We start from the raw sequence: 25,717 nt of genomic DNA, 5'->3' as shown, positions 1-25,717 counted from the left end.
GAACAACCCTTTTATCCGATCCGCAGGAAGGCGTGGCGCCTCTGTCCGGATCACGATTTTCCCCAGTACAATTCTGCCCTCAGGCCGCAGACAGGCATTGCCCGCTGCCATCGGTTCTTGTGTCAGAGTTGGTCGGAAGCCCCCCCGCCATCTCGTGGACCAAGGGGTAGAGGGGGGTGTTGCGGTTAGGCAACCCCTTCCAGGAAATCATACGATAAACCGGCTGATCGACGCGCCGAGTCGTTGAACGGTGGCTTAACAGTGCCGCGGAAATGCCGCGCAACCAGCGTTCGCCACAGGTCTGGCGGCGATTCAGCCCGTTCTTCGCAGACTTGCGCGAAATGCGATGTGCCGAAGCGCACATGGCGAATTTCATCGGCCAGGATGCGGGACAGGATGCGCGCGCTGCGTTCATCGCCCGCGGCGGTGAAGCGTTCGATCGTCGTCGGCGTCACATCCAGCCCGCGCGCTTCCAGCACCATGGGCACCACGGCCAGGCGCGCGGCGATATCGTGCGCCGTCTCGCGCGCGGCGTCCCACAGGCCGTCGTGGGCGGGCATCGCGCCATAGAAGCTGCCCAGCGTGCGCAGCCGCCGGGCGAGCAGGGCGTGGTGCATCGCTTCGTCGGCGGCCACCGACAGCCAATCCGAGACAAACTGCGGACCCCGCTCCGCGCCGAACCGCCCGGCGGCGTCCAGCGCCAGATCGATCGCGACGAATTCGATATGCGCCAGCGCGTGGAGCAGGGCGATGCGGCCGCGCTCCGATCCGCCGCGTCCGCGCTTGGGCATGGCGTTGGGCAGCAGCAGGACGGGTGCGGCGGGCCGGGCCGGCATATCGGGCATCGCGGCCTCGAAGCGGAACGCCAGCCGCCCCGCCGCCCAGTCGCGGGCCACGGCCCGGGCGGCCATGACCTTGGCGTCGGGCGCGGCGGTCAGCATGGCCGCGCGGATCGCGGCGGAAACGCTCGGGCGATCGGCCATCAGAGCGCCTTGGCGGCGGCGAGCACCTCCTCGGCGTGTCCCTTGACCTTCACCTTGTTCCAGACCCGCGCGATCCGGCCGTCCGCACCGACCAGGTAGGTCGTGCGCTCCATGCCCATGTAGGTGCGGCCGTACATCGACTTTTCGGTCCAGATTCCCAGGGCATCGGAGAGGCCGCCTTCCTCGGCATCGGAGGCGAGCGGCGCGGCGAGGCCGTGCTTCTCGATAAACTTCGCGTGCTTCTTGGGCGGGTCCTTGCTCACGCCCAGCAGCGCCACGCCGGCGGCTTCGAATTCGCCGGCCAACGCGGAGAAATCCTTGTTCTCGGTGGTGCAGCCGGGGGTATCGTCCTTGGGGTAGAAGAACAGCACCAGCTTGCGGCCCGTGAAAACGGACGTGCGCACCGTGCCGCCATCGGGCGTGGTCAGGGCCATGTCGGGCAGGGCATCGCCCGGGCCGGGTCTCTCGCTCATTCCTCGATCTCCAGTTCTTCGTCGAACATCTGCTGCCACGCGGCGGCGATGCGCTGCCGCGCCTGCCGCACCGCGTCAAGCAGCGCGTTCCAGTCACCGCCGCCACTGTCCGGACAGCAAGCATTGGCGACGATACAGCGGCTCGCCTCGGGCGGGAACATGCCATCGGGGGCAACCAGCCGCACCACGATCAGCAGGCGCACCAGCAGATCGTAGGCCGCGCGCAGATCGGGTGGCAGCAGGCCGGCGGCGGAAAGCGCCTCGATCGCGCGGCCCAGATCCGGGTCCAGCCCCGCGTGCTCGCGCAGTTGCAGGTAGTGGACGATGAACTCCAGGTCGACCAGCCCGCCGCGCGCCAGCTTGACGTCGAGCGGCCCCTTGGGCGGCTTGTGCTTCGCCATCTCGCCGCGCATGTGCAGCACGTCCTCGCGCAGCTTCGCGGCATCGCGCGGGGCGTGCAGCACCGTGTCGATGATCGCGTGCAGTTCCACCCGGTCGCCCGCGGTGCCGAACAGCGGGCGGGCGCGGCACAGCGCCATGTGTTCCCAGGTCCAGGCGTCTTCGCGCTGGTAGCGCTCGAAGCTGTCGAGGCTGACCGCGATTGGCCCCTGCGCGCCTGAGGGCCGCAGCCGCGTATCGACTTCGTAGAGCGCGCCCGCCGCCGTCGGCACGGAGAGCGCGGCGATCACGCGCTGCGCCAGCCGGTTGTAGTACAACGTGCCGCCCAGCGGCCGCCTTCCGTCGCTTTCGCGCATGTGGTCGCCGCTGAACAGGAACACCAGGTCCAGGTCCGAGGCGTGCGTCAGCGCGGCGCCGCCCAGCCGGCCAAGGCCGAGGATCACCAGCCGGCTGTCCGGAACCGCGCCATGATTCGTCGTGAACTCGCTGACGGCGGCCGCGCCCAGCACCTCGATCGCGGCTTCGGCCACGCGCGAGAGCGCGGCGGCCACCTCCAGCGGATCGTGCTGCCCTTCGATCAGTTGCACGCCCAGCGCGAAGCGCAGCTCGCTGACCTTCACGCGCACCGCGTCGAGCAGGCGCTGGTAATCGTCGCCCGCCTCGCCGCGCGCCAGCTCGGCCATGATTTCCTCCACGCTGCCGGGCAGGTCGAAGGCGGAGCGGTCGATCAGCGTATCGAGCAGGTCGCTGCGCCGCGCGAGTTCGTCGGCCAGCGTCGGCGCATGGGCCAGGATGCGCATGACCACCGCCAGCAGCCCGGGGCGCGCTTCGAGCAGGCGGAACACGTTGATCGCCGATGGCAGGCCGCCCAGCAACTGTTCCCAGCGCAGCAGCGCGCGTTCCGGATCGGGCGCTTCGGCCAGCGCGCGCAGCAGCTGCGGGCGCAGCCGGGCATAGGCGTTGCGCGCTTCGGCGCCGCGCAGGGCGCGGAACTGGCCGCCTTCCCACCCTTCGATGCGGGTGGCCAGCGCTTCGGCATCGGCAAAGCCCAGTTGTTCCAGCTCGCCCACCAGCGGCCGGGCTTCGACCGCGACCGCGCCGGTCGGGGCATAGATGCGGATCAGCGCGTCGAACCGGGTGCCGACCGCTTCCGAAATCGCGGCCAATTCATTGACCAGCGCCTTGCCGTCCGGCAGTCCGTCGAGGCGGGCCACGCTGTCGAGCGCGGCGGCATCGGTCGGCAGGCTGTGGGTCTGCTGGTCGGCCACCATCTGCAGGCGATGCTCCAGCACGCGCAGGCGGTCATAGCTGTCGCCGAGCACGCGGGCATCGCTGGCATCGATGATGCCGGCCTGCGCCAGCGCATCGAGCGAGGCGCGGGTGCCGCGCAGGCGCAAGGACGGATTGCGCCCGCCATGGATCAACTGGTGCGTCTGGGCGAAGAATTCCACCTCGCGAATGCCCCCGCGCCCGCGCTTCAGGTCATAACCGGGGCCGATCGCCTGCCCGCCGGCGTAGTGATCGCGGATGCGGGTGGTCAGGCGGCCGATCTCGGCGATCGCGCCGAAATCGAGGCTGCGGCGCCAGACGAAGGGGCGGATCGTGTCGAGGAAGGCCTGCCCCGCGGCGACATCGCCGGCGGCGGCGCGCGCGCGGATGAAGGCGGCGCGTTCCCACGCCAGCGCGCTCGATTCGTAATGCGTGATCGCGGCTTCGAAGGGCAGGGCGAGCGGGCTGACTTCCGACGCTGGGCGCAGGCGCAAGTCAATCCGGAACACATAGCCATCGGCGTTCACGGTGGAGAGGATTTCGACGATCGCCCGCGCCACGCGTTGCGCGGCTTCGCCCGGCTCGTCGCGATCGCGGCGGGGCAGGGTGAGCGGATCGTAGAGCAGGATGGGATCGATGTCGGACGAATAGTTGAGTTCGCCCGCGCCGTGCTTGCCCAGCGCGATCGCGGAAAAGCCGCGCGGCTCGGCATCGGGCGCACGGCGCCGGATCGCGGCCGCGATGGCGGCGTCCAGCGCGCGGTCGGCAAACGAGCAAAGCTCGCCCACCACCCGCTCCAGCGGCAGGGCGCCGGCAAGATCGCCGATCGCCAGCGCCAGCGCCAGCGCTAGCCGCTCGCGCCGGAGCGCGACCGCGGTATCGTCGATGCCCTCGCCCATGGCCGTGGCGGCGGCTATGGCATCCTCGATCCGGCCGGCGGCGAGCAGGGCTTCGATGTCCGGCAAGCGGTCCAGCGCGCGGCACAGGAACGGGGCATGATTGCGTGCGCGCCCGATCGCATCTTGCCAGTCCGTCATCGTCTCTGCGCCCCCTCGTCGCGGTGTCTCCCCGCGATGCCCCGGGATGGCGACGCGATCAAGCGAGCGCGTGCCTTGCGCGCCTTTCCGCGCTCTGCCAAGGTCCGCGCATTACGCGCCGGAGGGGCTCTGGCGCAGGATCGATTTTCGAAAGGTTGCTCAATGACATATCGCAAGGTTCGCGGTTCGTCCGCGCGATTTGCGGCGCGCTTCGCCGGCTGTGTGATGGCCTCCGTTCTGGTTGCTTCCGCCGCGATGGCCGCCCCTGCGCCCAAGGTGCCGCCGGTCGACCAGGCGCTGATGCGCGACATGGTGAAGACGCTGGCGTCCGACGCGCTGGAAGGGCGCGGCCCCAGCACCGCCGTCGAGCCCAAGGTGCTCGATGCGATCATCGCGCGCTTCAAGCAGGCGGGCCTGCAACCCGGCAACAAGGGCGGCTGGCTGCAGGACGTGCCCACGGTGGAAGTCACCGCAAGCAACGTCAGCCCGCTGGTGGTGACCGGGGGCGCGCAGCCGCTGACGTTCACGCGCGGCAAGGATTTCGTTGCCGGCAGCTACCGCATCACCCCGAAGACCGACGTGCGCGACAGCGAACTGGTGTTCGTGGGCTATGGCGTCAACGCGCCGGAGCTGGGCTGGAACGATTATGCCGGCGTTGACGTGAAGGGGAAGACGGTGGTCATCCTCGTCAACGATCCCGACTATGAAACCGCGACCGAGGACGGGCCGTTCAAGGGGCGCCGGATGACCTATTATGGCCGCTGGACCTACAAGTTCGAGGAAGCGGCCCGGCAGGGCGCGAAAGCGGCGCTGATCGTCCACGATACCTTCCCCGCCGCCTACGGCTGGAACGTGGTGGAATCGAGCTGGGCCGGCGCGCAGTATTTCGTCCAGACGCCGAACGACGGCATGGACCAGACCGAAGCCAACGGCTGGGTGCAGAAGCCGGTGGCCGAAGCGATCTTCGCGGCGGCCGGCCAGAACCTTGCGCAGCTCACCGCCGCCGCCAAGCAGAAGGGCTTCAAGGCGGTTCCGCTGGGGCTCAAGGTCAGTTTCTCGTTCGACAACGCGATCCGCCGGTCGGTTTCGCACAACGTGATCGGCATCCTGCCCGGCAAGACGCGCCCGGATGAATACGTGCTCTATACCGCGCACTGGGACCACCTTGGCCATTGCCAGGCCGATGCCAAGGGGGACGACATCTGCAACGGCGCGGTCGACAACGCCACTGGCGTGGCTGCCTTGGCGGCGCTCGCCAAGATGAACCGGGCGGCGGGGCCGGCGCAGCGCAGCGAAGTGTTCCTGGCGGTGACGCTGGAGGAATCCGGCCTGCTTGGATCGGAATACTACGCGCGCAACCCGATCTATCCGCTGGCAAAGACGGTGGGCGGCGTGAACATGGATGCGCTGTCCCCCTATGGCCCGACACGCGACGTGCAGGTGACGGGTGGCGACAAGTCGGAACTGACCGCGATCCTCCAGCGCGTGGAACGCGAGATGGGTCTGGCCGAAACGCCCGAGGATCACGCTGAGCGCGGCCACTATTACCGTTCGGACCACTTCAGCATGGCCAAGCGCGGCGTGCCGATGTTCGCGGTGGGCCGTGGCACCGACCTTGTCGTCGGCGGCAAGGCCGCGGGCGATGCCGCGTCGGAGGACTACACCAACAACCGTTATCACCAGCCCAGCGACGAATATTCGGATAGCTGGGACTTTTCCGGCATGGCGCAGGAAGTGGAACTCTACTACCGCCTCGGCCGCGCGCTGGCCGACAGCACGGTCTGGCCGAACTGGCATCCGGGCGATGAATTCCGGGCCATTCGGGATCGGAGCCTGGCCGAAGCGGGCGTGAAGACGAAGTAACGGGACAAGACGGACGATGAGCGGGAATGAAATGCGGATGCCGCCGGAATGGCATCCGCAGGACTGGCTGTGGATCGGCTTTCCGCATCTGGCGGAAGAATGGTCCGGCGTGATCGATACGGCGCAGGCGCAGATCGCCGCCTTCGCCAGCGCGGTCGCGGAAAGCGGCCAGGAAGTGCGCCTCATCGTCCGCGACGAAGCCAACGCCGCGCGCGCGCGGCAGCTTGTCAGCGGCTCTGTGCGGCTGGAACAGCGCGTCTATGGCGATGTCTGGCTGCGCGATACCGGGCCGCTGGTGGTGCGCGATGCGGCGGGCAACCGCCGGGCGCGGCTGTTCGGCTTCAACGGCTGGGGCGGCAAGTACCTGATGGACGGAGACACGCTGATCGGCGCGGACCTGGCCGACAGCGCGGGGCTGGCCGCCGATCGTTGCGACTGGATTCTCGAAGGCGGTGCGCTGGATGGGGACGGCACCGGGCTGGTCGCCACCACGGGGCAATGCCTGCTCAATCCCAATCGCAATCCGCATCTCTCGCAGGCCGATCTCGAAGTGCGGCTGGCGCGCGATCTCGGGTTCGACAGGGTGCTGTGGCTGGGCGATGGCCTGATCAACGATCATACCGACGGGCACGTCGACAATCTCGGCCGGTTCGTCGCGCCCAACTGTATCGCCCTGCCGTGCGCGACCGGGGCGGACGATCCCAATGCCGCGATCTATGCCGATGCCGCGGCGCGCGCGCGGGCGATGGGCGTGGAGGTGGCCGAAGTGCCGTCTCCCGGCCGGATCGAATGGGACGGCATGGTCCAGCCGGCCAGCTACATGAACTTCGTCATCACGACGAAGCTGGTGGTCGTTCCGGTCTTCGGTTCGCCCCATGACGACGAAGGCGTGGCCGCCATCGCCGCGCTGTTTCCGGGGCGCGATACCGTGGGGCTGATGGCCGACGCGGTACTGGCGGGTGGCGGCGGCTTCCACTGTTCCAGCCAGCAGATGCCGTCCGCCTGAAGCGTTCTCCTACCCTTCGCCCTGGTGCTGGCGGTTCAGCGCCCGCCATGCGATGAACAGCGCGGCGAAGGCGATCGGAACCACGGCCAGCACCCCCACCAGCCCGACCTTGAGGCTGCCGAAATCGGTCGACAGGCGGCCGGCGGCGTAGGGGCCGAGCGCCAGCCCCAGCATCGTCGCGCCGAGCAGGAACGCCGCCGTCGCCGTGGCGCGTACCTGTGGCGGCACGATGTTGACGATCGTCCCCGAAGCCCCGCCCAGCGCGGCGCTCAAGAGGAACCAGGTGGGGAAGACCATGGCATAGAACACCGCCTTGCTGTCGGTGGTCAGCATCACGGCATAGGGCAGCAGACCGGCCGCCAGCCCGCCGATGACCACCAGCACGCGCCGCGCGTTGTCATGGCCCCGGCTCAGGCGGTCCGCCATCGCGCCACCGGCGATCACGCCCGCCGCGCCGCCTGCCGCCGCCAGCCCTCCGACCATGATCGCCACTTCGTCGGTGCTGGCATGGAAAGTGCGGATCGCATAGAGCGGGCCGAACGCCGAATTGGCATAGGATACGAAGCTGATCAGGCCGTACCCGATGGTCACGCCCAGCACCGAAGGCGATTTCCAGATCGCGGCGAAAGCGGCCGGGTCCTGCACGCGCAGGCTCGCCGCCCACGAGAAGATGGCATAGCTGCCCACGCCCAGCGCGATCCACTGCACCGGATCGCCCAGCACGGCGGTGATGCCGGCCGCCAGCGCCGCGATGATCGCCGCGGCCGCGATATTGGCCGTCAGCGCCCCGCCGCCCCGCCGCGCGGCGGCGATCAGGGTGAAGGGCGGCACGATCGTGCCCAGGTCCGCCAGGAACGCCTTGAACGGCGACCCTTCCGGCGGCGCGCGGCGGTGCGTCGGCGGATCGTAGCGGCCACGCGCCGGCTCGCGCAGGCTGTTGACCCATCCCGCCAGTAGCAGGCCGGGCAGACCCACGGCCAGGAATGCGACCTGCCATCCCGCCAGCCCGAACGGATGTGCGCCCGGCGCGAAGCCGCTATTCCAGGCATTGGCGATGGAACTGCCGATGAACAGCGAAACGCCACCACCCAGGTAGATGCCGGCGGAATAGATCGCGATCGCGGTGGCGCGGCGCCGCGGCGGGAAATAGTCGGACAGCAGCGAATAGGCCGACGGGCCGGCCGAGGCTTCGCCCACGCCCACGCCGATCCGGGCGAGGCCCAGTTGCGTGAAGTTGCGGGAAAGGCCGGAAAGCGCGGTCATCGCCGACCACACCGCCAGGCCAATCGCCAGCAGCCGGGTGCGTGTCCAGCGGTCCGCCAGCTTGCCCAGCGGAATGCCGAACAGCGCATAGAACACGCCGAACGCGGTGCCATAGAGGAAGCCGAATTCGCTGTCGGAAATGCCCAGATCGCGCTTCAGGTCCACCGCAAGGATGGTCAGCAACTGGCGATCGATGAAGTTGAGTATGTAAACAATGACCAGTACGCCCAGCGCGTACCAGCTATAGGGTTCGATCCGGGGGGCTTTTTCGCCTCTCGCCGGGGTTTCAGGATCCTCCATACCTCGTGCCGTCCTCCAGTCCCGCTTCGGCAAATCCAGCCTGCCGCAAGCGACAGCTGTCGCACAGGCCGCAGGCGGTTCCATCGGGCAGGGGATCGTAGCAGGACCAGCTTTCGCTCGTATCCAGCCCGAGCCGCACGGCTTCGCGCGCGATCCCCGCCTTGGTCAGGTACTGGAGCGGCGCGTGGACGCGCACGGTGCCCCCTTCCGATCCGAACTTGGTGGCGATGCGGGCCAGTCCCTCGAACCCCGCCACGAATTCCGGGCGGCAATCCGGATAGCCGGAATAATCGAGCGCATTGACGCCGATGAACAGGTCCTTCGATCCCGCCGCTTCCGCCCAGGCGAGCGCGAGGGAGAGAAAAACGAGGTTGCGCGCGGGCACGTAAGTGACCGGAATGTCCGGCCCCACGCCGTCCTTGGGCACGTCGATGGCGTCGGTCAGGGCCGAGCCGCCGAACTGGCGCAGATCGAGCGGCAGCACGACGTGGCGATCCACCCGGAGCCTGGCAGCGATCTTGCGCGCGGCGTCCAGTTCAATGCGGTGGCGCTGGTTGTAGTCGATGGTCAGTGCAAGCACGCGGAAGCCCTGTTCCAGCGCCAGCCCCGCGCAGACCATTGAATCCAGCCCGCCGGACAGCAGCACCACGGCCAGGGGAGCCGCGTCGGTATTCTTCACTTGCACGTCAACGTGTTCGACCATCCCCTTGGGCTAGCGGGGCATCGCCGCGCTGGCAATGGCAAGGACGCACAGGATCGGGATGGGGGATAGAGTCAGCGTGGCGTGCAGCTGCCCACGCGGCGCGCCTCTGCCGAGTAGTCGAAAGGCAGCCCCTGCGCGATGCCCTGCGTTTCGATCTGGGCCAGCCGCGCGTTCTCCATGCGGATGCGCGTGCGGCCATAGCCGTTGCCGGGGCAGGTGTATTGAATGGTGACGGCACTGGGCGTGTCCTCGACCACCACGCTGCGGCAGGCGGCGCCGGCGTGGCGCAGCTGGACCAGATCGCGTCCGTTGTCGATGCACAGCGAGCTGCGCGCCATCGTGGTATCGCGTACGCGGACATCCCATTGACCGGCTTCGAAGCGATCGAGCATCATCAGGCCCGAACGCTGCGCGAGCAGCGACGGCGCGGCGAAAGCCAGCGTCGCGATTCCGGCAAGGACCGCACCGCGCCCCAGGCGCGCAATGATTCGCTCGTTCCAGATCATGGCCATTAACAATGACATCCCCACGTCCGTTGTCAGTGCGGGATTTCACAATATTTCATGACAAAAATAGGGCGGACCGGACCAGATTCAATGGCCGATGTGAGCGCGGCATGATCTCAATCCAGGTCGATTGCGAAATCGCGCGAACAGAACGCGCAATCGACCACGATCACGCCATCTTCGTTGCGCATTTCGGCGCGCTCACTTTCGGGGAAGCGCGACAGTATCGATCGGTAGTGCTCGACGGTGCAGCGACAACCGCGTTCCAGCGCCGGTCCGCGTTCGACGCGCACTTCCCGCTCCTCGTGAAACAGGCGCCACGCGATGCTTTCCATGCTCAACGCGGGATCGAGCAGCTCTTCGGCCTTCACGCTGCCGCCCATGGTTGCGATATGCTCCCATTGCGGATGGTCCAGCCGCGCGTGCAGCCGCTCGCGGCCTTCCTCGCCTTCGGGCAGATGCTGCAGCAGCAGGCCGCCGCCGACGCAGCCCGTGGCATCATGGCGCACGGCGGACCGGATCAGCGTCGGCACCTGCTCCGACTGGAGGAAATAGGCTTCGCAGGCTTCGGCCAGGCACGAACCTTCCAGCGGCACGATGCCCTGGTAACGCTGGTCGGTGGAGGGAAGGTCGAAGGTCACCGCCAGATAGCCATCGCCGAACAGGGCGTGCAGCGTGGGGGCCGGCCCCAGCTCGTCGAGCCGGGCCTTGTCGAACCGCGCATAGCCGCGCAGTTCGCCACCCCGGTAATCGCAGACCAGCAGGTCGATCACGCCCTCCCGCGTCTGCGCCTGCATGGTCAGCTGGCCTTGCTCGTCCTTGAGCAGCGAGCCAAGCAGCGCGGTCAGCACCAGCGCTTCGGCCAGCAGATGCTTTACCGGTGCGGGATAGGCGTGCGCCGAAAGGATGCGATCCAGCACCGGGCCAAGCCGCACGACCCGGCCGCGCGCGTCGCGATCGGGCACGGTGAACAGCAGCGTCCGGTCGAAGCCGGTTTCGCCATCGTGAATGTCAGGAGCGCTCATCAGCCGTGTTCACCGTTGCCTTCAAATCTGGCCGAAAACCCAGCGCAGCACCGATTTCTGGGCATGGATGCGGTTTTCCGCCTCATCCCATACCACCGATCGCGCGCCGTCGATCACCGAATCGGTAACCTCTTCGCCGCGGTGCGCGGGCAGGCAGTGCAGGAACAGCGCGTCCGCTTTCGCCTGCGCCATCAGCGAATCGTTGACCTGGTAGGGCGCCATGGCCTGCAGCTTGGCTTCGGCGTGCTCCTGCCCCATCGAAATCCAGGTGTCGGTCACCACCACATCCGCACCGCGCGCGGCTTCAGCCGCGTCGCGGTGGAGCGAGACGCGCGCGCCACCGGCCTGCGCGCGGGCTATGAACCCGGCATCGGATTCATAGCCTGCGGGCACGCCGATGCGAACGTTGAACTTCATCAGCCCCGCCGCTTCGACGATCGAGTTGAGCACGTTGTTGCCATCGCCCAGCCAGGCGACTTCCAGGCCCGGCAGGGCCTTGCCATGCTCGATCACGGTCAGCAGGTCGGCCATGATCTGGCAGGGGTGGGACAGGTCGGTCAGCCCGTTGATCACTGGCACGGTGGCATGGTGGGCCAGTTCCTCGACCTTGGCGTGATCGTCGGTGCGCAGCATGATCGCGTCGGCCATGCGGCTCAGCACGCGCGCCGTATCGGCGATCGTCTCGCCCCGGCCAAGCTGGGTGGTGCCGGCGTCGAGAACCAGCGCGCTGCCGCCAAGCTGACGCATCGCCACGTCGAACGAAACACGCGTGCGGGTGGAGTTCTTCTCGAACACCATGGCAAGGACATGCCCGGCGAGCGGGGCGTCGCCATCGGCACGCCCCTTGGCGAAGCCTTTGCGCGCCGCCTTCCGGTCGATAGCGTCGTTGAGCATCGCGGCGAGGGCATCGCCGCCCGCGTCGGTCAGGTTCAGGAAATGCCGGGTCATGATGGCGTGGCCTCGACCTTGTAGCTCGCGGCGCCGGCCGAGAGCTTGTCCATGAATTCATCGATGTGCGAATCGTCGATCACCAGCGGTGGCAGCACGCGCAGGGTGTTGTCGCCGGCCGAAACCGTCAGCAGTTGGTGGTTGTCGCGCAGATGCGCCACGAACGCACGCGGCTCGATCTTCATCTTGACGCCCAGCATCAGCCCGCGTCCGCGCACCAGTTCGAACAGATCCGGATAGTTGCCGATGAACTGTTCCAGGCGGCCGCGCAGGCGTTCGCCGGTGGCGCGCACATTGGACAGGAATTCGGGGGTGGCGACGATGTCCAGCACCGCTTCGCCCGCGGCCATGGCGAGCGGATTGCCGCCATAGGTGCTGCCGTGCGTGCCGAAGACCATGCCCCGCGCGGCCTTTTCGGTGGCGAGGCAGGCGCCCATCGGGAATCCGCCGCCGATGCCCTTGGCCGTCGCCATGATATCGGGCAGCACGCCATACTGTTCATAGGCATAAAGCGTGCCCGTGCGCGCCACGCCGCACTGCACCTCGTCGAACACCAGCATCAGGTCGTGTTCGTCGGACAGGTCGCGCAGGCCCTTGATGAACGCGTCGGAGCCATCGCGGATGCCGCCTTCGCCCTGGATCGGTTCGACCAGGAAGCCGGCCGTGTTGGGGCCGATCGCGGCTTTCGCGCCTTCCAGATCGTCGAACTCGACGTACTTGAAGCCGGGCAGCAGGGGCAGGAAGCCCTTGTGCATCTTGTCCTGATTCGACGCGCTGATCGTGGCCATCGTGCGGCCGTGGAATGCGTTCTTGAACGTGATCAGCTCGAACTTGTGATCGTCGCCGGCATGCTGGTGATAGGCACGCGCGGTCTTGATCGCGCATTCCACCGCCTCGGCGCCCGAATTGGTGAAGAACACAGTATCGGCGAACGTCAGATCGACCAGCCGCTGCGCAAGATGCTCGCCCTGCGGGCTGCCATAGAGGTTCGACACGTGCATCAGCGTCGCCGCCTGCTGCTGAATCGCGCCGATCAGGTGCGCGTTCGAATGGCCGAGCAGGTTGACGGCGATGCCGCTGGCGAAATCGAGATAACGGGTGCCGTTCTCGTCAATGAGATGGCAGTGCTCCCCTCGCACAGGTCGCACGCCGCACCGGGGATAGACGGGCATGAGCGGTGTGATCGACATGGGCAGCTCCTGTTTCATTCACGCAAATCGGAAGACGGGAATCGCAAACGACAAATGGCGGCCGACTGGCCGCCATTTGCGCGCGTTTATTGTGTTGCAGGCCCCCGGTCAAATGCCGGGGGCGGTGCGGACCGGATCAATCCTGACGCGGCACCAGGTTGACCGCCGAGTACTTGCCTCGTCGATCGACCTCGAGATCGAATTCCAGCTTGTCGCCTTCATTCAGCTCGCGCATGCCCGAACGCTCCACAGCGCTGATGTGCACGAACGCGTCCGGCTGGCCGTCATCACGCGTGATGAAGCCGAAGCCCTTCATCGCGTTGAAGAACTTGACCGTGCCTGTCGCCTTTTCGCCCGTCAGTTCGCGCTGCGGCGCGGCCGGCTTGGAAGCAACCTCGATCACGTCGCCGACGACCTGAAGGTCCGCCGCCGAAATCTTGCCGCCGCGATCGACCAGGTTGAATTCGAGTTCCTGACCTTCGGCCAGGCCTTCCAGCCCGGCGCGTTCAACCGCGCTGATGTGCACGAAAACGTCTTCGCCGCCTTCGTCGCGCTGGATGAAGCCAAAGCCCTTCTGGGCATTGAAGAACTTCACCTTGCCCTTGCCGGTGCCGACGACCTGCGCGGGCATGCCGCCGCCACGGGGGCCGCCGAAGCCGACACCACCGCCGCCGCCGCCGAAGCCGCCGCCACGGTTGCCACCGCCGCCGAAGCCACCGCGATCACCGCCGCCGAAGCCGCCGCCACGGTTGCCGCCGCCGAATCCGCCGCGGTCACCACCGCCGAATCCGCCGCGGTCACCACCGCCGAATCCGCCACGATCGTAACCGCCGCCGAAGCCGCCGCCACCGCCGCTGTAGGGATCGAAATTGTCTTCGCCGAATCCGTCGCGCTTATCCCGTCCGCGACCCCGCCGCCCTCTGTCAAAACCCATAAACTTCAATAGACCTTCGTTCCGCCCCTGCTTTCCCCGGCGCCGCGGGCCGGATGCGGAGACCGGCGGCACGACAAGGAATCCGCGCCGGACAAAAGGCCGACCTTCTTCATTGCACTCATCTCTATAGCGAAGAAAAAGCCATAGCGCGAATGGAATCGGCAAAAGAGACCGGATTTCCGGGAACTTTCGTTGATCCGCCGTTTCGGAGGCAATTTTTCCGATCCCGGAGGCGGCTGCGAATGCTTGCTCTTGGCCAGTGGTTTGGGCAGAAGCACTGTCAATTGCGTGCCGTTTCGGAGGGCGAGCCGGCGCGATCACCTGCAGGAGTCCTGCCACGACCGGCATTCGCCGTCGTCAGCCTCAATCCGGGAGTAGGCGCCGTTGTTCCGCAAGATCGATGATCGCACTTATGCCAGTCCGCAGATCACGGTGGCGGACGTGGCCGAGGCGAAAGCGCTGGGAATCGCCGTGATCATCAACAACCGTCCCGAGGACGAATCCGACGATCAGACGCCGGGTGCCGCGATCGAGGCAGCCGCGCGCGAGGCCGGGATCGCCTATCACGCGATCCCCGTGACGCACGCGGGCTTCGCCGCCTGGCAGGTGGAAGCGATGCGCAAGGCGCTGGACGAGGCGGGCGACCAGCCAGTGCTCGCCTACTGCCGATCCGGTACCCGCTCCACGCTGCTGTGGGCGCTGGCCGAGGCGGCGGCTGGCCGCAATCCGTCGCGGATCGCGGCGGGTGCGGCCGGCGCGGGGTATGACATCACACCGGTTCGCGCGCAGGTCGATATGCTCGCGGCGCAGGCCGGCTGAGCCGGGACAGCGATCGTGAAAGTGGTGCAGGCGTTTCTTGCCCAGCCCGGCGTGCTTCTCGTGCTCAAGACGCTGGCTTCGCTGGTCGGGGTGCTGCTCGTGGTGCAACTTGCGCGCTGGATGAATCTGGGCGGCGACGTGCGGATTCGCGACGAGGATCACGCGGGCGCGCTGGCCGACGAGGCGATGTGCGGCTTCGTGCCGGTGGCGGTCGGGCTCGACAAGGCGCGGATCGGCGCGCTGGTGCGCGATGCGCAGGGCAGAGTCATGCTGATTCGCCGCCATGGCAGCCACTTCGCCGCGCGCCTTCTGGAAAGCCACGCCGGCGTTCGGCTCGACCAGCAGTTCCTGACCGTTTCCACCGGGGACAGTCGTTTCGGCACGATCACGCTCAACCTCGGCCCCGATGCGCAGGCCTGGGCGGCAAGCCTCCGCCGGCTGGAAGGATAGGGCCATGACGCCGGACATCCATCCTTTCGATATCGTGACTTACGCGGTGCCATTCTTCATCCTGGCGATGATCGCGGAAATGGCGTGGGCGCGCCGCCGCGCGCCCGAAGCCTATGAACCGCGCGATACCTGGACCTCGCTGGCGCTGGGGCTGGGCAGCACGGTTGCCGGCGCGCTGACCGCCGGGGTGGTCTATGCCGCCGCGATGGCGCTTTACCAGCACCGCGTGGCAACGATGCCGTTCGCCTGGTGGGCCTGGATTGCGTGCTTCGTGCTCGACGATTTCAACTATTACTGGGCGCATCGCACCGGGCATCGCATCCGCTGGTTCTGGGCCAGCCACGTCAACCACCATTCGAGCCAGCATTACAACCTGTCCACCGCGCTGCGGCAGACCTGGACCGGCTTTTTCGCGCTGTCGTTCGTGTTCCGCATCTGGCCGGCGCTGCTCGGCTTTCACCCGGCGATGCTGGTGACGGTCGGGGCCGTGAACCTGGTTTACCAGTTCTGGATTCACACCGAGGCGATCGGCCGGATGCCGCGCTGGTTCGAGGCAGTGTTCAACACGCCGTCGCATCACCGGGTCCACCATGCAACCAACCCGGTTTATCTCGATCGCAACTATGCCGGGGCGCTGATCGTGTGGGATCGGCTGTTCCGGACGTTCCAGCCCGAACTGGAGGGCGAACGCATCCGCTACGGCATCGTCCGCCAGCTCGGCACGTTCGGCGTGATGTGGTCAGTGTTCCACGAATGGGCGGGCATGTTGAAGGACTTCGCGGTTGCGCCGCTGCGCTACAAGCTGGCCTACCTCTTGCGCGAGCCGGGATGGAGCCACGATGGCAGCCGGGACACGTCCGACCGCATCCGGGACCGCTGGCGCGAACGGGAAGACGGAACGGCCTAGGGCCGTGCGCTTGGATTGAGGCCCCATGCGGCGTGGATAAATGCAGGAGCGAGAGGAGCGACCGAGAATGGGCGACAACCGTCAAGACCCCCTATAAGCCTCTCCATCTTCCCCCGTCATGCCAGCGTAGGCTGGCATCTCTGGCCTCAGGCAATCCGGCATGAGATCCCGGCCTTCGCCGGGATGACGGGATTTGATTTTGGGCGATGGGCTCTAGATCGAAAGCCCGTCGCGCAGCAGGTCTGCGGCCACCCCGGCGATGTCCTCCACCGGGCGGCTGGCGTCCCATACGCCGAAGCGCAGGCCCAGGAATACGTTCATGCCCATCAGCGCCCAGGCCCGCACTTCCTGATCGCCTGCGCGCAGCGTGCCCTGGGCGACGCCATCGTCCAGGCGCGCGGCGATGCGCTGTGCGGTGCCTTCGTAGTGCGCGCGGTAGCTTTGCGGATCGGCGAACTCCGCCTCGTCGATGATGCGGTAGATTTCCTTGTGCTCGCGCGCGAAGCGCAGGAAGCCTTCCAGCGCCTCGCGCTCGCGCACCAGCCCTGTTGCTCCCGCGCTGACGGCCGCGGCCGCGGTGGTGGCGACACGGGCGGACATGTCGCGCACCAGCGCGGTGAAGATCGCGTCCTTCGAATCGAAATAGGTATAGAAGCTGCCGAGTGCCGTTCCCGCGCGGCGGGTGATCCCGCTGATCGAGGCTTCGTGGAAGCCGCGTTCGCCGAACTCGGCCGCCGCGGCATCGAGCAGGCGCCGCAGCGTTTCCCGTCCGCGCGCGGTACGCGGAGCCTTGCCGGGGCTCGCCTTTTCCGGATCTACCGACACCCTGCTCTCCCATCCGTGGCCGATCGTCCCTCCGATCGCCCGAGCCCGGTCCTTAGTGCCGGGGCTGTTGCGCTTTCGCCACGTCCTATCGATGGATTCGATCCGCCTCAAATGAAAAGTTGAAACATGGTTCAACTTTCAATATCGGTTCGGGCAGACGGGCCTTTCATCGGTCCGTGAGAGGGAGCCTGATCCATGAACCGTTTTCGCGTGCGCGCCCTTGCGGCCGCTACCACCGCGCTTGTTGCGCTGCCCGCCATGCCCGCTTTCGCGCAGGAAGCCGCTGCATCTGAAGCTTCGGCGAATGATTCGGGCGAAATCGTCGTCGTCGCCCGCAAGCGCGAGGAACGCCTGGTCGACGTGCCCATCGCCATCACCGCCCTGTCCACCGAAGGGCTGGAAAAGGCCGGCGCCAAGGATCTTTCCGGCGTTCAGGGCGCGATCCCCAACGTGAACATCGTGCAGGGGCGCGGCTCGGCCTCGTCCGCCAATTTCTACATCCGCGGCATCGGCCAGCCCGATGCGCTGCAGACCTTCGACCCTGCCGTCGGCGTCTATGTCGATGGCGTCTATCTCAGCCGCATCCAGGGCGCGCTGCTCAACCTGTTCGACGTGCAGCGCGTGGAAGTGCTGCGCGGGCCGCAGGGCTCGCTTTACGGCAAGAACACCATCGGTGGCGCGGTCAACGTGGTGTCGAAGAAGCCTGATCTGGACACGATCCGGGGCGAGGGCGCCTTCACTTATGGCCGCTTCAACGAAGTGACCGCCAAGGGCTATGTCACCGCGCCGCTGGTGACCGACAAGCTCGCGCTGTCGCTGGCCGGGGTCTATGACAAGCGCGACGGCATCGTCACCGATCCCGCCACCGGCAAGAAGTACAACGATCGCGACAACCTGTCGGGCCGCGCGATTCTGCGCGCCAAGCCGTCCGACCGGGTCGAGGTGCTGATCTCGGGCGACTACACCCGCCAGCGCAACGCGCTCACGCTGGGGCAGGCCACGGCCAACCTTATCGGCTTCAATTACAATTCCACGTTCACCAGCGTCACGCCGTTCGTCATCGCCACGGCGCCGACGGGCCGATACAACTACACGGCATCCACCAGCTTCAAGAACGGCGAAGGCCAGCGGCTCGATCACTGGGGTCTTTCGGGCACGATCAATGTCGATCTGACCGACAACCTCCAGCTCACCTCGATCACCGCTTATCGCAAGCTGAAGACGAACTTCTACGTCGATATCGATGCCACGGCGGCGGAAGTGGGCGATGTGTTCGTGGGCACGCGCCAGCACCAGTTCAGCCAGGAACTGCAGCTCAAGCTGGATACCGAAAAGCTGAAGGGCGTGGTCGGGCTCTACTTCCTCGACGAACAGGTCAATTCGCACCAGGAAGCCTATGCCGACAGCTACCTCCAGTATGTCGGCACGCCGCTGAACTTCCTGCGCACGATCGATGACCGGCAGAACACCAAGAGCTATGCCGCGTTCGGCCAGCTGACCTACAACTTCACCGAGAAGCTCGCGCTGACGGCGGGCCTGCGCTACACGCACGAGAAGAAGAAGTACTTCCGCACCACGACGGCAACGACCACCAGCCCGGTGTTCCCGGCGATCCGCATCGTCAGCACGTTCGCGTTCCCCACCAGCCTGCCGGCGCCGTACAACACGCTCGACGAAGTCAGCTATGATGCGTGGACGCCATCGGCCACGCTCAGCTACAAGCCGACCACCAACACACTGGTCTATGCCTCGGCCAGCCGGGGCTTCAAGTCGGGCGGTTTCAACGGCCGCGTCAACAGCCTGGCCGACGTGACGCTGGCGGTGAACGGCACCACGCAGATCGTGCCGACGTTCAAGCCGGAAACGGTGTGGACCTATGAAGCCGGCGCCAAGGGCACGTTCCTGGACGGGCGCGTCTCGCTGTCGGCGGCGGCGTTCTATTCCGACTACAAGGACTTCCAGGCGCGCGTTGGCGGCGGCAACACCGGCATCAACGGCGGCAGCTTCCCCGTCATCAACGCCGGCAAGCTGCGCATCCAGGGCTTCGAGTTCGAAGCGGCGGTGCGCCCGTCTACACCGCTGACGCTGACCGCGTCGGTCGGCTATCTCGATGCCAAGTACAAGGAGTTCAACGACGGCCGTCGCGCGCCTTCGTTCAGCTGCAACCCCACCGGCACGAAGATCACCTGCAAGCCGGCCTTCGCGCCGCCGCTCACCATGCGCATCGGCGCGGACTACCGCATTCCGCTGGGCGAAGCCTCGCTTAGCTTCGGCGGTGATGTCCGTTTCGTCGATAAGCAGTACCTTTCGGTCGACAACCGTCCCGGCCTGACCGAGGACGGCTATCTGCTGGGCAATGTCTATGCCCAGCTCGATTACGACCGGTTCTACCTGCGCGGCATGGTCAAGAACGTGGGCAACGCGCTCTACAAGACCGACGGGCAGGAGTTCAGCTCGGTGGGCAACATCCAGACCGTGTACTACGGCGATCCGCGCACCTGGAATCTCACGCTCGGCGTGCGCTTCTGACGCACGCGATCCCCGGCGCCCCTTTCCCCCTCCTCTCCTCCCTCGGCGGAAGGGGCGCCAACGGTGCCGGTGGTTCGCCCGCAAGCTGGCCCATGCGCAAAGGCCGGAAGCAGGTGACCCTGCTTCCGGCCTTTCCTCTCGGGGAACTGTCGAGCGGTTCTAGCTGGCGAGGCGCAGCGATCCGGCTGCCGGCGCTTCCGCTACCGGCTGATCGGGCCAGATGCCGCGGGTATCATACACCGCCTTGCCGCTGCGTTCGGCCAGCGGCACCACGCGGAACACGTCGTGATCGACCAGCACGATCAGCACGCCGCAATCCTCCAGCGCGGTGTCGAGGTCGATCAGCGCGGCGCCGGTGTCGGTGAACTCGATCGGCAGGGCGGAGGCATAGGGTTCGACCACGCTGATGCGATCGCCGAACCGGCGCGCCAGCGTCGCCGCGACATAGCGGGCCGGGCTTTCGCGGAAATCGTCGATGTTGGCCTTGAAGGCGAGGCCGAGGCAGGCGACCTTCTCGCCCGGATGCGCTTCCAGCAGCGCGGTGGCCTTGGCGATCACGTGGTGCATCTTGCCGTCGTTCACTTCGCGCGCGGTGCGGATCAGCGGCGTCTGTTCGGGCGCGCCGTGCACGATAAACCATGGGTCAACCGCGATGCAGTGCCCGCCCACGCCCGGGCCGGGCTGCAGGATGTTGACGCGCGGATGGCGGTTGGCCAGCCGGATCACTTCCCACACGTCCAGCCCCATCTTGTCCGCCACCACCGACAGTTCGTTGGCGAAGGCGATGTTGACGTCGCGGTAGGCGTTCTCGACCAGCTTGGTCATCTCGGCCGAACGGGCATCGGTGGTCACGCAGGTGCCGCGCACGAAGCGCTTGTAGAAGGCCAGCGCCTTGCGCGCGCAGCGTGGGGTGATGCCGCCGATCGAACGGTCGTTGTTGGTCAGTTCTTCCAGAATGCGGCCCGGCAGCACGCGTTCGGGGCAGTAGGAGATCGAGACGTCGGGCGTTTCGCGCGTCAGGCCCGGAAACTTCAGGTCCGGGCGCAGGCCGGCCATCAGATCGCGCATCTTCTCGGTCGTGCCCACCGGAGAGGTGGATTCGAGGATGACGGCATCGCCCGCCTTCAGCACGGCGGCCACTTCGGTCGCCGCCGCCAGCACATAGGAGATGTCGGGCGTGTGGTGCTCGTCCTTCTCGAAGGGCGTGGGCACCGCGATCACGAACACGTCGGCAGGCTCGATCCGCGTGGAAGCGCGCAGCAGGCCGCGCTGGACCACGCCATGCACCAGCCCGTCGAGATCGACTTCCTCGATATGGATTTCGCCGCGGTTGATCGTTTCGACCACGCGTTCCGACACGTCGAGGCCCAGCACCCGGCAGCCCGCGCGGGCGATGATGGCGGCGGTGGGCAGGCCGATATAGCCCAGTCCGACAACACAGACGTCGGGCTTCGCTTCACCGGCTTTGAGGTTACCGGGCTGGTTCGACATGTCCCAAAAGCTCCACGATGCGGCGCGATGTCTGCCCATCCCCGAACGGGTTGTGGGCGCGCGCCATGGCCGAATAGGCAGCCTTATCGTCGAGCAGGGTGAAGATTTCGGAAACGATACGGTCCGCATCGGTTCCAATCAGCCTGGCCGTGCCGGCGGCCACGCCTTCCGGCCGTTCGGTCGTCTCGCGCATGACCAGCACCGGCTTGCCCAGCGCGGGCGCTTCCTCCTGCACGCCGCCGCTGTCGGTCAGCATGATCTCGCTGATCGCCAGCAGCCGCGCGAAGTGCGGATAGTCCAGCGGCTCGATCATCGCCACGTTGGCAAGGCCGGCCAGCGCCGCGTCCATCACCTTGCGCACGTTGGGGTTGGGATGGACGGGGAAGATCAGCGCCACGTCCTCGCGCGCGGCGATGCGGCGGATCGCTTCGGCAATGTTTTCCAGGCCGCCGCCGAAGTTCTCGCGCCGGTGGCTGGTCACGCCGATGATCCGCTTGCCGGCAAAGCGCGCTTCCAGTTCGTCGAGGCCTGCCGCCAGCGCCGGTTCGGCGGCGATCCGCGCGGTGATCCATTGCAGCGCGTCGATCACGGTATTGCCGGTCACATGGACCGTGTCGGCGGAGACGCTTTCGGCATGGAGCGCCGCGGCGGAAGTTTCGGTGGGGGCGAAATGGAGCGCCGCGATCGAGCCGATGATCTTGCGGTTCACCTCTTCCGGCCAGGGATGGTAGATGTTGTGGCTGCGCAGTCCGGCCTCGATATGCGCCACCGGCAGTTTGCGGTAATAGGCTGCCAGCGCGCCGGCCATGGCCGTGGCGGTATCGCCCTGGACCATCACCCAGTCCGGCTGTTCGGCGTCCATCACCCGGCCCAGCCCGGTCAGCAGCGCGGCGGTCAGCCCGTCGAGCGTTTGATCCGGGCGCATCAGGTCCAGATCGTGATCGGGCACGATCCCCGCGATTTCCAGCACCTGGTCCAGCATGCCCCGGTGCTGCGCCGAAACGCAGGTCACCACGCGAAAGCGCGCGTCCGCGCGCAGGGCGTGGATTACGGGAAACACCTTGATGGCTTCGGGGCGGGTGCCGAATACGACGAGGACGGTCTTGGTCATCGGCACGCTCCTATCATCCAGTCGTTAAACCCGTGTTATGGGGCCGTCGGTGCGGCAACCGTCTTGCGGTATGAATTGGCGCCGATCCGCCGGCAAATCGCGCCGGGCCATTAACTACGAAATAAGAGCCTTGGCCTAAAGCGGGCACACAGCGGCGTGCGCGCCGCGCGAAGGAAAGGCTTGCCTGTGACTGCCATGTACCCGCCGATTGCCGCCACGCCACAGCCCCGGGCCGATGGTTCCGTCTCTGCGGCGACAAGGGTGACCGTGGTGGGGCTGGGCTATGTCGGGCTGCCGCTGGCGGTGGCGCTGGCGCGGCAGTTCTTCGTTACCGGCCTCGATATCGATCGCCGCCGCATCGCCGAACTTTCCGAAGGGCACGACCGCACGGGCGAGATCGAGGCCGGGCAGCTTTCGCTCTCGGGTCTCGGGGTCACCAGCGATGCGCAGGTCTGCCCGCCCAGCGACTTCTACATCGTGACCGTACCGACCCCCATCGACGCGGCGAATCGCCCGGACCTGCGCCTTGTCGAGGCCGCCTCGCGCACGGTCGGCGCGCTGCTGCCAGCCGCCGTGCAGGAAGGGCGCGCACCGGTGGTGGTGTTCGAAAGTACGGTCTATCCGGGGGTAACGGAGGAGATTTGCGGGCCATTGCTGGAAGAGGCGTCGGGGCTCGTCTGCGGCCGGGATTTCTTTCTCGGTTACAGCCCCGAACGGATCAATCCGGGCGATCGCGAACATACCATCGACCGGATCACCAAGGTGGTATCGGGGCAGACGCCCGAGGTGCTCGACCGGGTTGCCGATCTCTATGGCGCGATCACCAGCGGCGGCGTGTTCCGCGCCGCCTCGATCAAGGCGGCCGAAGCGGCCAAGGTGATCGAGAACGCCCAGCGCGACATCAACATCGCGTTCATGAACGAGATTGCGCAAATCTTCTCGAAAATGGATATTTCCGTGTGGGACGTGCTCGAAGCGGCGCGCACCAAGTGGAACTTCCTGCCGTTCACGCCCGGGCTCGTCGGCGGGCACTGCATCGGCGTTGACCCGTACTATCTCTCGCACCGGGCCGAGGCGCTGGGTCACGATCCGCAGGTCATCCTTGCCGGGCGCGGCGTCAACGATACCATGGCGCAATGGGTGGCGGACGAACTGCACGCCAAGCGCGGCGGGGCTGCTGGCAGCGTGCTGGTGCTGGGGCTGACCTTCAAGGAAAACGTGCCCGATCTGCGCAATTCCAAGGTCGCCGATGTCGTGCACGCCCTGGCGGGCATGGGGCACGCGGTCACGGTGCATGATCCGATGGCCGATGCCGGCGAGGCGCGGCACGAATACGGGCTGGACCTCTCCGCTGATGCGCTGGAACGGACTTACGATCTTGTCCTCCTTGCCGTGCCGCATCAGGCCTATCTGGCAATGGGCGAAGATGCGATCGCGGCGCTCGTTGCGCCCGGAGGCACGCTGGCGGATCTCAAGGGCATTCTGAACGGCAAGGCGGACTGGAGGCTCTGACCGTGCGGAACGCGGCAGACTTTGCCTGTTCGCCAGCGTTGTCCCCAACCTGCTTTGACTGACATATGGATCGGCCCCCGGCCTGGGGCCTGGAGAACACGATGCGCGTACTGGTTACCGGCGTTGCCGGCTTCATCGGCTTTTCGCTGACGCAGAAACTGCTCGCTCGCGGCGATACGGTCATCGGGATCGATTGCGTGAACGATTACTACGACCTGCGGCTCAAGGAAGCGCGACTGGCCCGGCTCAAGGAACTGGGCGGGAATCGTTTCACGTTCCTGAAGGCGGATTTCGCGGACATGGCAGGGGTGACCATCGCCCTGGATGGCCTGGAGTTCGAACGGATCGTCCATCTCGGCGCGCAGGCCGGGGTGCGTTACTCGATCGAAAATCCGCATGCCTATGTGCAGTCGAACCTGGTCGGCCATCTCAACTTGCTGGAAATCGGCCGCCACCGCGGGGTCGAGCATATGGTCTATGCCAGCTCCAGTTCGGTCTACGGCGGCAATGAGAAGCTGCCGTTCTCGGTCGATGATCGCGTCGATCATCCGCTGTCGCTCTATGCGGCCACCAAGAAGGCGGACGAACTGATGAGCGAGACTTACGCGCATCTCTATCGCCTGCCGCTCACCGGGTTGCGGTTCTTCACGGTCTATGGTCCGTGGGGGCGCCCGGACATGATGATGTGGATCTTCACGCGCAAGATTCTCGCCGGCGAACCGATTCCGGTGTTCAACCATGGCGATATGTACCGCGATTTCACGTATATCGATGATATCATCGCCGGCGTCATCGCGTGCCTCGACAATCCTCCGCCCGACGATGGCTTGCCCAAGGCCGGTGGCAGCCTCAAGCCGCACCGGCTCTACAACATCGGCAACCATCGTTCCGAACACCTGATGAAGGTGGTCGAGATTCTCGAGGCGGAATGCGGCCGCAAGGCGCAGGTCGAACTGCTGCCGATGCAGCCGGGCGATGTGCGCCAGAGCTTTGCCGATATCGACGCCATCGCGAACGACCTGGGTTATCAGCCCACCACCAGCATCGACGTCGGCGTGCCCAACTTCGTGGCGTGGTACAAGCAGTACCACGGCCTCTGAGGGTGCGCCTCTAGGGTCAGGACCCTAGGGGTGTGCAAACACGCCGCAGGCGATGCGGCCGCCGCTGTTGCCGCTGGGGTCGGTCTTGTAGTCGTCCGGCCCCGCGTGGATGACGATGGCGGTGCCGTCCGGGTCGAACACGCGGGCATCGAAATCGGCGCGCGCCACGCTGACCGGCACGGTCAGTTCGCCGGTGCCGTCGTCCTTCACGATCAGGTTGGGCAGATCGCCGAGATGGGGGCCGGCGGGGTTTTCTGTGCCATGCTGATGCCCGGCCGGATTGAGATGACCGCCAGCGGTCGTGAAGCCGGGGGCTTCGCAACGCCCTGTCGTATGCAGGTGGGCGCCATGTGCGCCGGCCGGTAGGCCCGATGCGGTTAGATGCAACAGGATACGATCGCCGCTGGTCACCAGTTCCGCACGCCCTGCGGGATGGCCGTCCGCCGTCGCCAGCGGGGCGGCTGCAAGAACCGTTGATGTGGCCGCCTGTCCCGTCGTGGTGCAGGCGGTCAGCGTCATCAGGGAAACGGCGGTCAGCGACAGCGGTGTAAGCGAACGGGTCAAGCGGATCATGTCTGGCCTCCTGGGCATGGTGCCTTGTCAGCCATAACGAAAAAGGGGCCGGATTGCTCCGACCCCTCGTTCGATTTCGGCAAAAAGCCTGAAATTACATGCCCGAACCCGGACCGTAGGTGATTTCCACGCGACGGTTCTGGAGTTCACGGACGCCGTCCGCGGTCGGAACGCGCGGGTTGGCTTCACCGAAGGCCTGGCTGGTGATCGAACCATCCGGAATACCGTGCGAGGTGAGGTACGCACGGACCGAGGTGTTACGACGAGCCGAGAGGCCGAGGTTGTACTTCGGCGTGCCCGAACGGTCGGTGTAACCGGCCAGCATGATCGGCACGCTGTTGCAGTTGCCATACGCGGTGATCGCGTTGTCGAGGATGGTCGCTGCTTCCGGCGTGATGTCCGACTTATCCCAGTCGAAGAACACGATGTACGGACCCTTGTTGCACACGGCCACCGGCGGAGGCGGCGGAGGCGGCGGGGGAGGCGGCGGCGGGGGCGGGG

At 66.6% G+C, this 25,717-nt stretch carries 23 protein-coding genes; 8 read left to right on the top strand and 15 right to left on the bottom strand.

Features of this window, described 5'->3' with window-relative positions:
- Positions 1-185: 185 nt before the first annotated feature.
- Genes EH199_RS18445 through EH199_RS18435 form a run of 3 tightly spaced genes read right to left on the bottom strand, consistent with a single transcriptional unit; the run spans position 186 to position 4,161 of the window.
- The gene (locus tag EH199_RS18445; protein WP_124810654.1) at positions 186-983 is read right to left on the bottom strand and encodes a ferritin-like domain-containing protein; all 798 of its coding nucleotides are present in this window, start codon (positions 981-983) and stop codon (positions 186-188) included.
- Positions 983-1,456 carry a peroxiredoxin gene (locus tag EH199_RS18440; protein WP_124810653.1) on the bottom strand — a complete coding sequence of 158 codons (474 nt, stop codon included), beginning with the start codon at positions 1,454-1,456 and terminating at the stop codon, positions 983-985. Before EH199_RS18440 ends, EH199_RS18445 begins: the two co-directional genes overlap by 1 nt.
- Entirely contained in the window at positions 1,453-4,161 is a 2,709-nt protein-coding gene (locus tag EH199_RS18435; RefSeq protein WP_124810652.1) for a bifunctional [glutamine synthetase] adenylyltransferase/[glutamine synthetase]-adenylyl-L-tyrosine phosphorylase, read from the bottom strand. The genes EH199_RS18440 and EH199_RS18435 overlap by 4 nt, the downstream gene beginning before the upstream one ends.
- Positions 4,162-4,386: 225 nt before the next feature.
- Between EH199_RS18435 and EH199_RS18430 the strand changes: the two genes are divergently transcribed.
- Positions 4,387-6,024, top strand: coding sequence for a M28 family metallopeptidase (locus tag EH199_RS18430; RefSeq protein WP_124810671.1), 1,638 nt, complete (start codon positions 4,387-4,389; stop codon positions 6,022-6,024).
- Positions 6,025-6,040: 16 nt separating this feature from the next.
- Positions 6,041-7,030 carry an agmatine deiminase family protein gene (locus EH199_RS18425; protein ID WP_124810651.1) on the top strand — a complete coding sequence of 330 codons (990 nt, stop codon included), beginning with the start codon at positions 6,041-6,043 and terminating at the stop codon, positions 7,028-7,030.
- Positions 7,031-7,039: 9 nt separating this feature from the next.
- Here EH199_RS18425 and EH199_RS18420 read toward each other — a convergent pair whose 3' ends face one another.
- From EH199_RS18420 to EH199_RS25035, 7 genes are all read right to left on the bottom strand, one after another.
- On the bottom strand, positions 7,040-8,593 hold the full coding sequence (locus EH199_RS18420) for an MFS transporter (RefSeq protein WP_124810650.1): 1,554 nt from the start codon (positions 8,591-8,593) through the stop codon (positions 7,040-7,042).
- Positions 8,580-9,296 (bottom strand): 7-cyano-7-deazaguanine synthase QueC, encoded by a 717-nt coding sequence (gene queC / locus EH199_RS18415; protein ID WP_124810649.1) that lies wholly within the window; start codon positions 9,294-9,296, stop codon positions 8,580-8,582. Before queC ends, EH199_RS18420 begins: the two co-directional genes overlap by 14 nt.
- Positions 9,297-9,367: 71 nt before the next feature.
- On the bottom strand, positions 9,368-9,808 hold the full coding sequence (locus EH199_RS18410; protein ID WP_223806756.1) for a hypothetical protein: 441 nt from the start codon (positions 9,806-9,808) through the stop codon (positions 9,368-9,370).
- A 110-nt stretch (positions 9,809-9,918) separates the two neighbouring features.
- Entirely contained in the window at positions 9,919-10,827 is a 909-nt protein-coding gene (locus EH199_RS18405; RefSeq protein ID WP_124810648.1) for an Hsp33 family molecular chaperone HslO, read from the bottom strand.
- Between the two features lie 21 nt (positions 10,828-10,848).
- On the bottom strand, positions 10,849-11,775 hold the full coding sequence (gene argF, locus EH199_RS18400) for an ornithine carbamoyltransferase (protein ID WP_124810647.1): 927 nt from the start codon (positions 11,773-11,775) through the stop codon (positions 10,849-10,851).
- Positions 11,772-12,965 carry an aspartate aminotransferase family protein gene (locus EH199_RS18395; protein WP_124810646.1) on the bottom strand — a complete coding sequence of 398 codons (1,194 nt, stop codon included), beginning with the start codon at positions 12,963-12,965 and terminating at the stop codon, positions 11,772-11,774. Before EH199_RS18395 ends, argF begins: the two co-directional genes overlap by 4 nt.
- A gap of 136 nt (positions 12,966-13,101) precedes the next feature.
- The gene (locus tag EH199_RS25035; RefSeq protein WP_124810669.1) at positions 13,102-13,899 is read right to left on the bottom strand and encodes a cold-shock protein; all 798 of its coding nucleotides are present in this window, start codon (positions 13,897-13,899) and stop codon (positions 13,102-13,104) included.
- A gap of 384 nt (positions 13,900-14,283) precedes the next feature.
- Between EH199_RS25035 and EH199_RS18385 the strand changes: the two genes are divergently transcribed.
- From EH199_RS18385 to EH199_RS18375, 3 genes are read left to right on the top strand one after another with little or no spacing between them, the layout of a single operon-like run.
- Entirely contained in the window at positions 14,284-14,718 is a 435-nt protein-coding gene (locus EH199_RS18385) for a TIGR01244 family sulfur transferase (protein ID WP_124810645.1), read from the top strand.
- 15 nt (positions 14,719-14,733) lie between these two features.
- Positions 14,734-15,168: a hypothetical protein gene (locus tag EH199_RS18380; protein WP_223806755.1), complete on the top strand. Its 435-nt coding sequence runs from the start codon at positions 14,734-14,736 to the stop codon at positions 15,166-15,168.
- Between the two features lie 4 nt (positions 15,169-15,172).
- Positions 15,173-16,075, top strand: a complete 903-nt coding sequence (locus EH199_RS18375; protein ID WP_124810643.1) for a sterol desaturase family protein — start codon at positions 15,173-15,175, stop codon at positions 16,073-16,075.
- A 213-nt stretch (positions 16,076-16,288) separates the two neighbouring features.
- On the opposite strand, the gene EH199_RS18370 is transcribed toward EH199_RS18375, so the two are convergent.
- Complete coding sequence (locus tag EH199_RS18370) at positions 16,289-16,900, bottom strand: TetR/AcrR family transcriptional regulator (RefSeq protein ID WP_124810642.1); 612 nt, start codon at positions 16,898-16,900, stop codon at positions 16,289-16,291.
- 195 nt (positions 16,901-17,095) lie between these two features.
- Here EH199_RS18370 and EH199_RS18365 point away from each other — a divergent pair, with 195 nt between their 5' ends.
- Positions 17,096-19,429, top strand: a complete 2,334-nt coding sequence (locus tag EH199_RS18365; RefSeq protein ID WP_124810641.1) for a TonB-dependent receptor — start codon at positions 17,096-17,098, stop codon at positions 19,427-19,429.
- A 159-nt stretch (positions 19,430-19,588) separates the two neighbouring features.
- On the opposite strand, the gene wecC is transcribed toward EH199_RS18365, so the two are convergent.
- Positions 19,589-20,920, bottom strand: coding sequence for a UDP-N-acetyl-D-mannosamine dehydrogenase (wecC, locus tag EH199_RS18360; protein WP_124810640.1), 1,332 nt, complete (start codon positions 20,918-20,920; stop codon positions 19,589-19,591).
- Positions 20,901-22,031: a non-hydrolyzing UDP-N-acetylglucosamine 2-epimerase gene (gene wecB, locus EH199_RS18355; protein ID WP_124810639.1), complete on the bottom strand. Its 1,131-nt coding sequence runs from the start codon at positions 22,029-22,031 to the stop codon at positions 20,901-20,903. Before wecB ends, wecC begins: the two co-directional genes overlap by 20 nt.
- Positions 22,032-22,226: 195 nt before the next feature.
- Between wecB and EH199_RS18350 the strand changes: the two genes are divergently transcribed.
- Positions 22,227-23,543, top strand: a complete 1,317-nt coding sequence (locus tag EH199_RS18350; RefSeq protein ID WP_124810668.1) for a nucleotide sugar dehydrogenase — start codon at positions 22,227-22,229, stop codon at positions 23,541-23,543.
- Between the two features lie 101 nt (positions 23,544-23,644).
- Positions 23,645-24,643, top strand: coding sequence for a GDP-mannose 4,6-dehydratase (locus tag EH199_RS18345; protein WP_124810638.1), 999 nt, complete (start codon positions 23,645-23,647; stop codon positions 24,641-24,643).
- Between the two features lie 24 nt (positions 24,644-24,667).
- Here EH199_RS18345 and EH199_RS18340 read toward each other — a convergent pair whose 3' ends face one another.
- Positions 24,668-25,216, bottom strand: a complete 549-nt coding sequence (locus EH199_RS18340) for a superoxide dismutase family protein (protein WP_190287340.1) — start codon at positions 25,214-25,216, stop codon at positions 24,668-24,670.
- A 94-nt stretch (positions 25,217-25,310) separates the two neighbouring features.
- Positions 25,311-25,717: OmpA family protein (locus tag EH199_RS18335; RefSeq protein WP_148092165.1), on the bottom strand; the 407-nt coding region annotated here is incomplete at its 5' end.

It is taken from the genome of Novosphingobium sp. LASN5T (genome assembly GCF_003856955.1).
Lineage (GTDB): Bacteria > Pseudomonadota > Alphaproteobacteria > Sphingomonadales > Sphingomonadaceae > Novosphingobium.
Note: the sequence above shows the minus strand (reverse complement) of the source record. Positions and strands in the feature narration are given on the sequence as shown.

Excerpts from the sequence above, each read along its gene's own strand:
- EH199_RS18430 (WP_124810671.1), top strand. The coding sequence starts at position 4,387 with ATGGCCTCCGTTCTGGTTGCTTCCGCCGCGATGGCCGCCCCTGCGCCC.
- EH199_RS18435 (WP_124810652.1), bottom strand. The coding sequence starts at position 4,161 with ATGACGGACTGGCAAGATGCGATCGGGCGCGCACGCAATCATGCCCCG.
- EH199_RS18425 (WP_124810651.1), top strand. The coding sequence starts at position 6,041 with ATGAGCGGGAATGAAATGCGGATGCCGCCGGAATGGCATCCGCAGGAC.
- EH199_RS18445 (WP_124810654.1), bottom strand. The coding sequence starts at position 983 with ATGGCCGATCGCCCGAGCGTTTCCGCCGCGATCCGCGCGGCCATGCTG.
- EH199_RS18440 (WP_124810653.1), bottom strand. The coding sequence starts at position 1,456 with ATGAGCGAGAGACCCGGCCCGGGCGATGCCCTGCCCGACATGGCCCTG.
- EH199_RS18420 (WP_124810650.1), bottom strand. The coding sequence starts at position 8,593 with ATGGAGGATCCTGAAACCCCGGCGAGAGGCGAAAAAGCCCCCCGGATC.
- EH199_RS18345 (WP_124810638.1), top strand. The coding sequence starts at position 23,645 with ATGCGCGTACTGGTTACCGGCGTTGCCGGCTTCATCGGCTTTTCGCTG.
- EH199_RS18375 (WP_124810643.1), top strand. The coding sequence starts at position 15,173 with ATGACGCCGGACATCCATCCTTTCGATATCGTGACTTACGCGGTGCCA.
- EH199_RS18365 (WP_124810641.1), top strand. The coding sequence starts at position 17,096 with ATGAACCGTTTTCGCGTGCGCGCCCTTGCGGCCGCTACCACCGCGCTT.
- EH199_RS25035 (WP_124810669.1), bottom strand. The coding sequence starts at position 13,899 with ATGGGTTTTGACAGAGGGCGGCGGGGTCGCGGACGGGATAAGCGCGAC.
- wecB (WP_124810639.1), bottom strand. The coding sequence starts at position 22,031 with ATGACCAAGACCGTCCTCGTCGTATTCGGCACCCGCCCCGAAGCCATC.
- EH199_RS18395 (WP_124810646.1), bottom strand. The coding sequence starts at position 12,965 with ATGTCGATCACACCGCTCATGCCCGTCTATCCCCGGTGCGGCGTGCGA.
- argF (WP_124810647.1), bottom strand. The coding sequence starts at position 11,775 with ATGACCCGGCATTTCCTGAACCTGACCGACGCGGGCGGCGATGCCCTC.
- queC (WP_124810649.1), bottom strand. The coding sequence starts at position 9,296 with ATGGTCGAACACGTTGACGTGCAAGTGAAGAATACCGACGCGGCTCCC.
- EH199_RS18340 (WP_190287340.1), bottom strand. The coding sequence starts at position 25,216 with ATGATCCGCTTGACCCGTTCGCTTACACCGCTGTCGCTGACCGCCGTT.
- EH199_RS18410 (WP_223806756.1), bottom strand. The coding sequence starts at position 9,808 with ATGGCCATGATCTGGAACGAGCGAATCATTGCGCGCCTGGGGCGCGGT.
- wecC (WP_124810640.1), bottom strand. The coding sequence starts at position 20,920 with ATGTCGAACCAGCCCGGTAACCTCAAAGCCGGTGAAGCGAAGCCCGAC.
- EH199_RS18350 (WP_124810668.1), top strand. The coding sequence starts at position 22,227 with ATGTACCCGCCGATTGCCGCCACGCCACAGCCCCGGGCCGATGGTTCC.
- EH199_RS18405 (WP_124810648.1), bottom strand. The coding sequence starts at position 10,827 with ATGAGCGCTCCTGACATTCACGATGGCGAAACCGGCTTCGACCGGACG.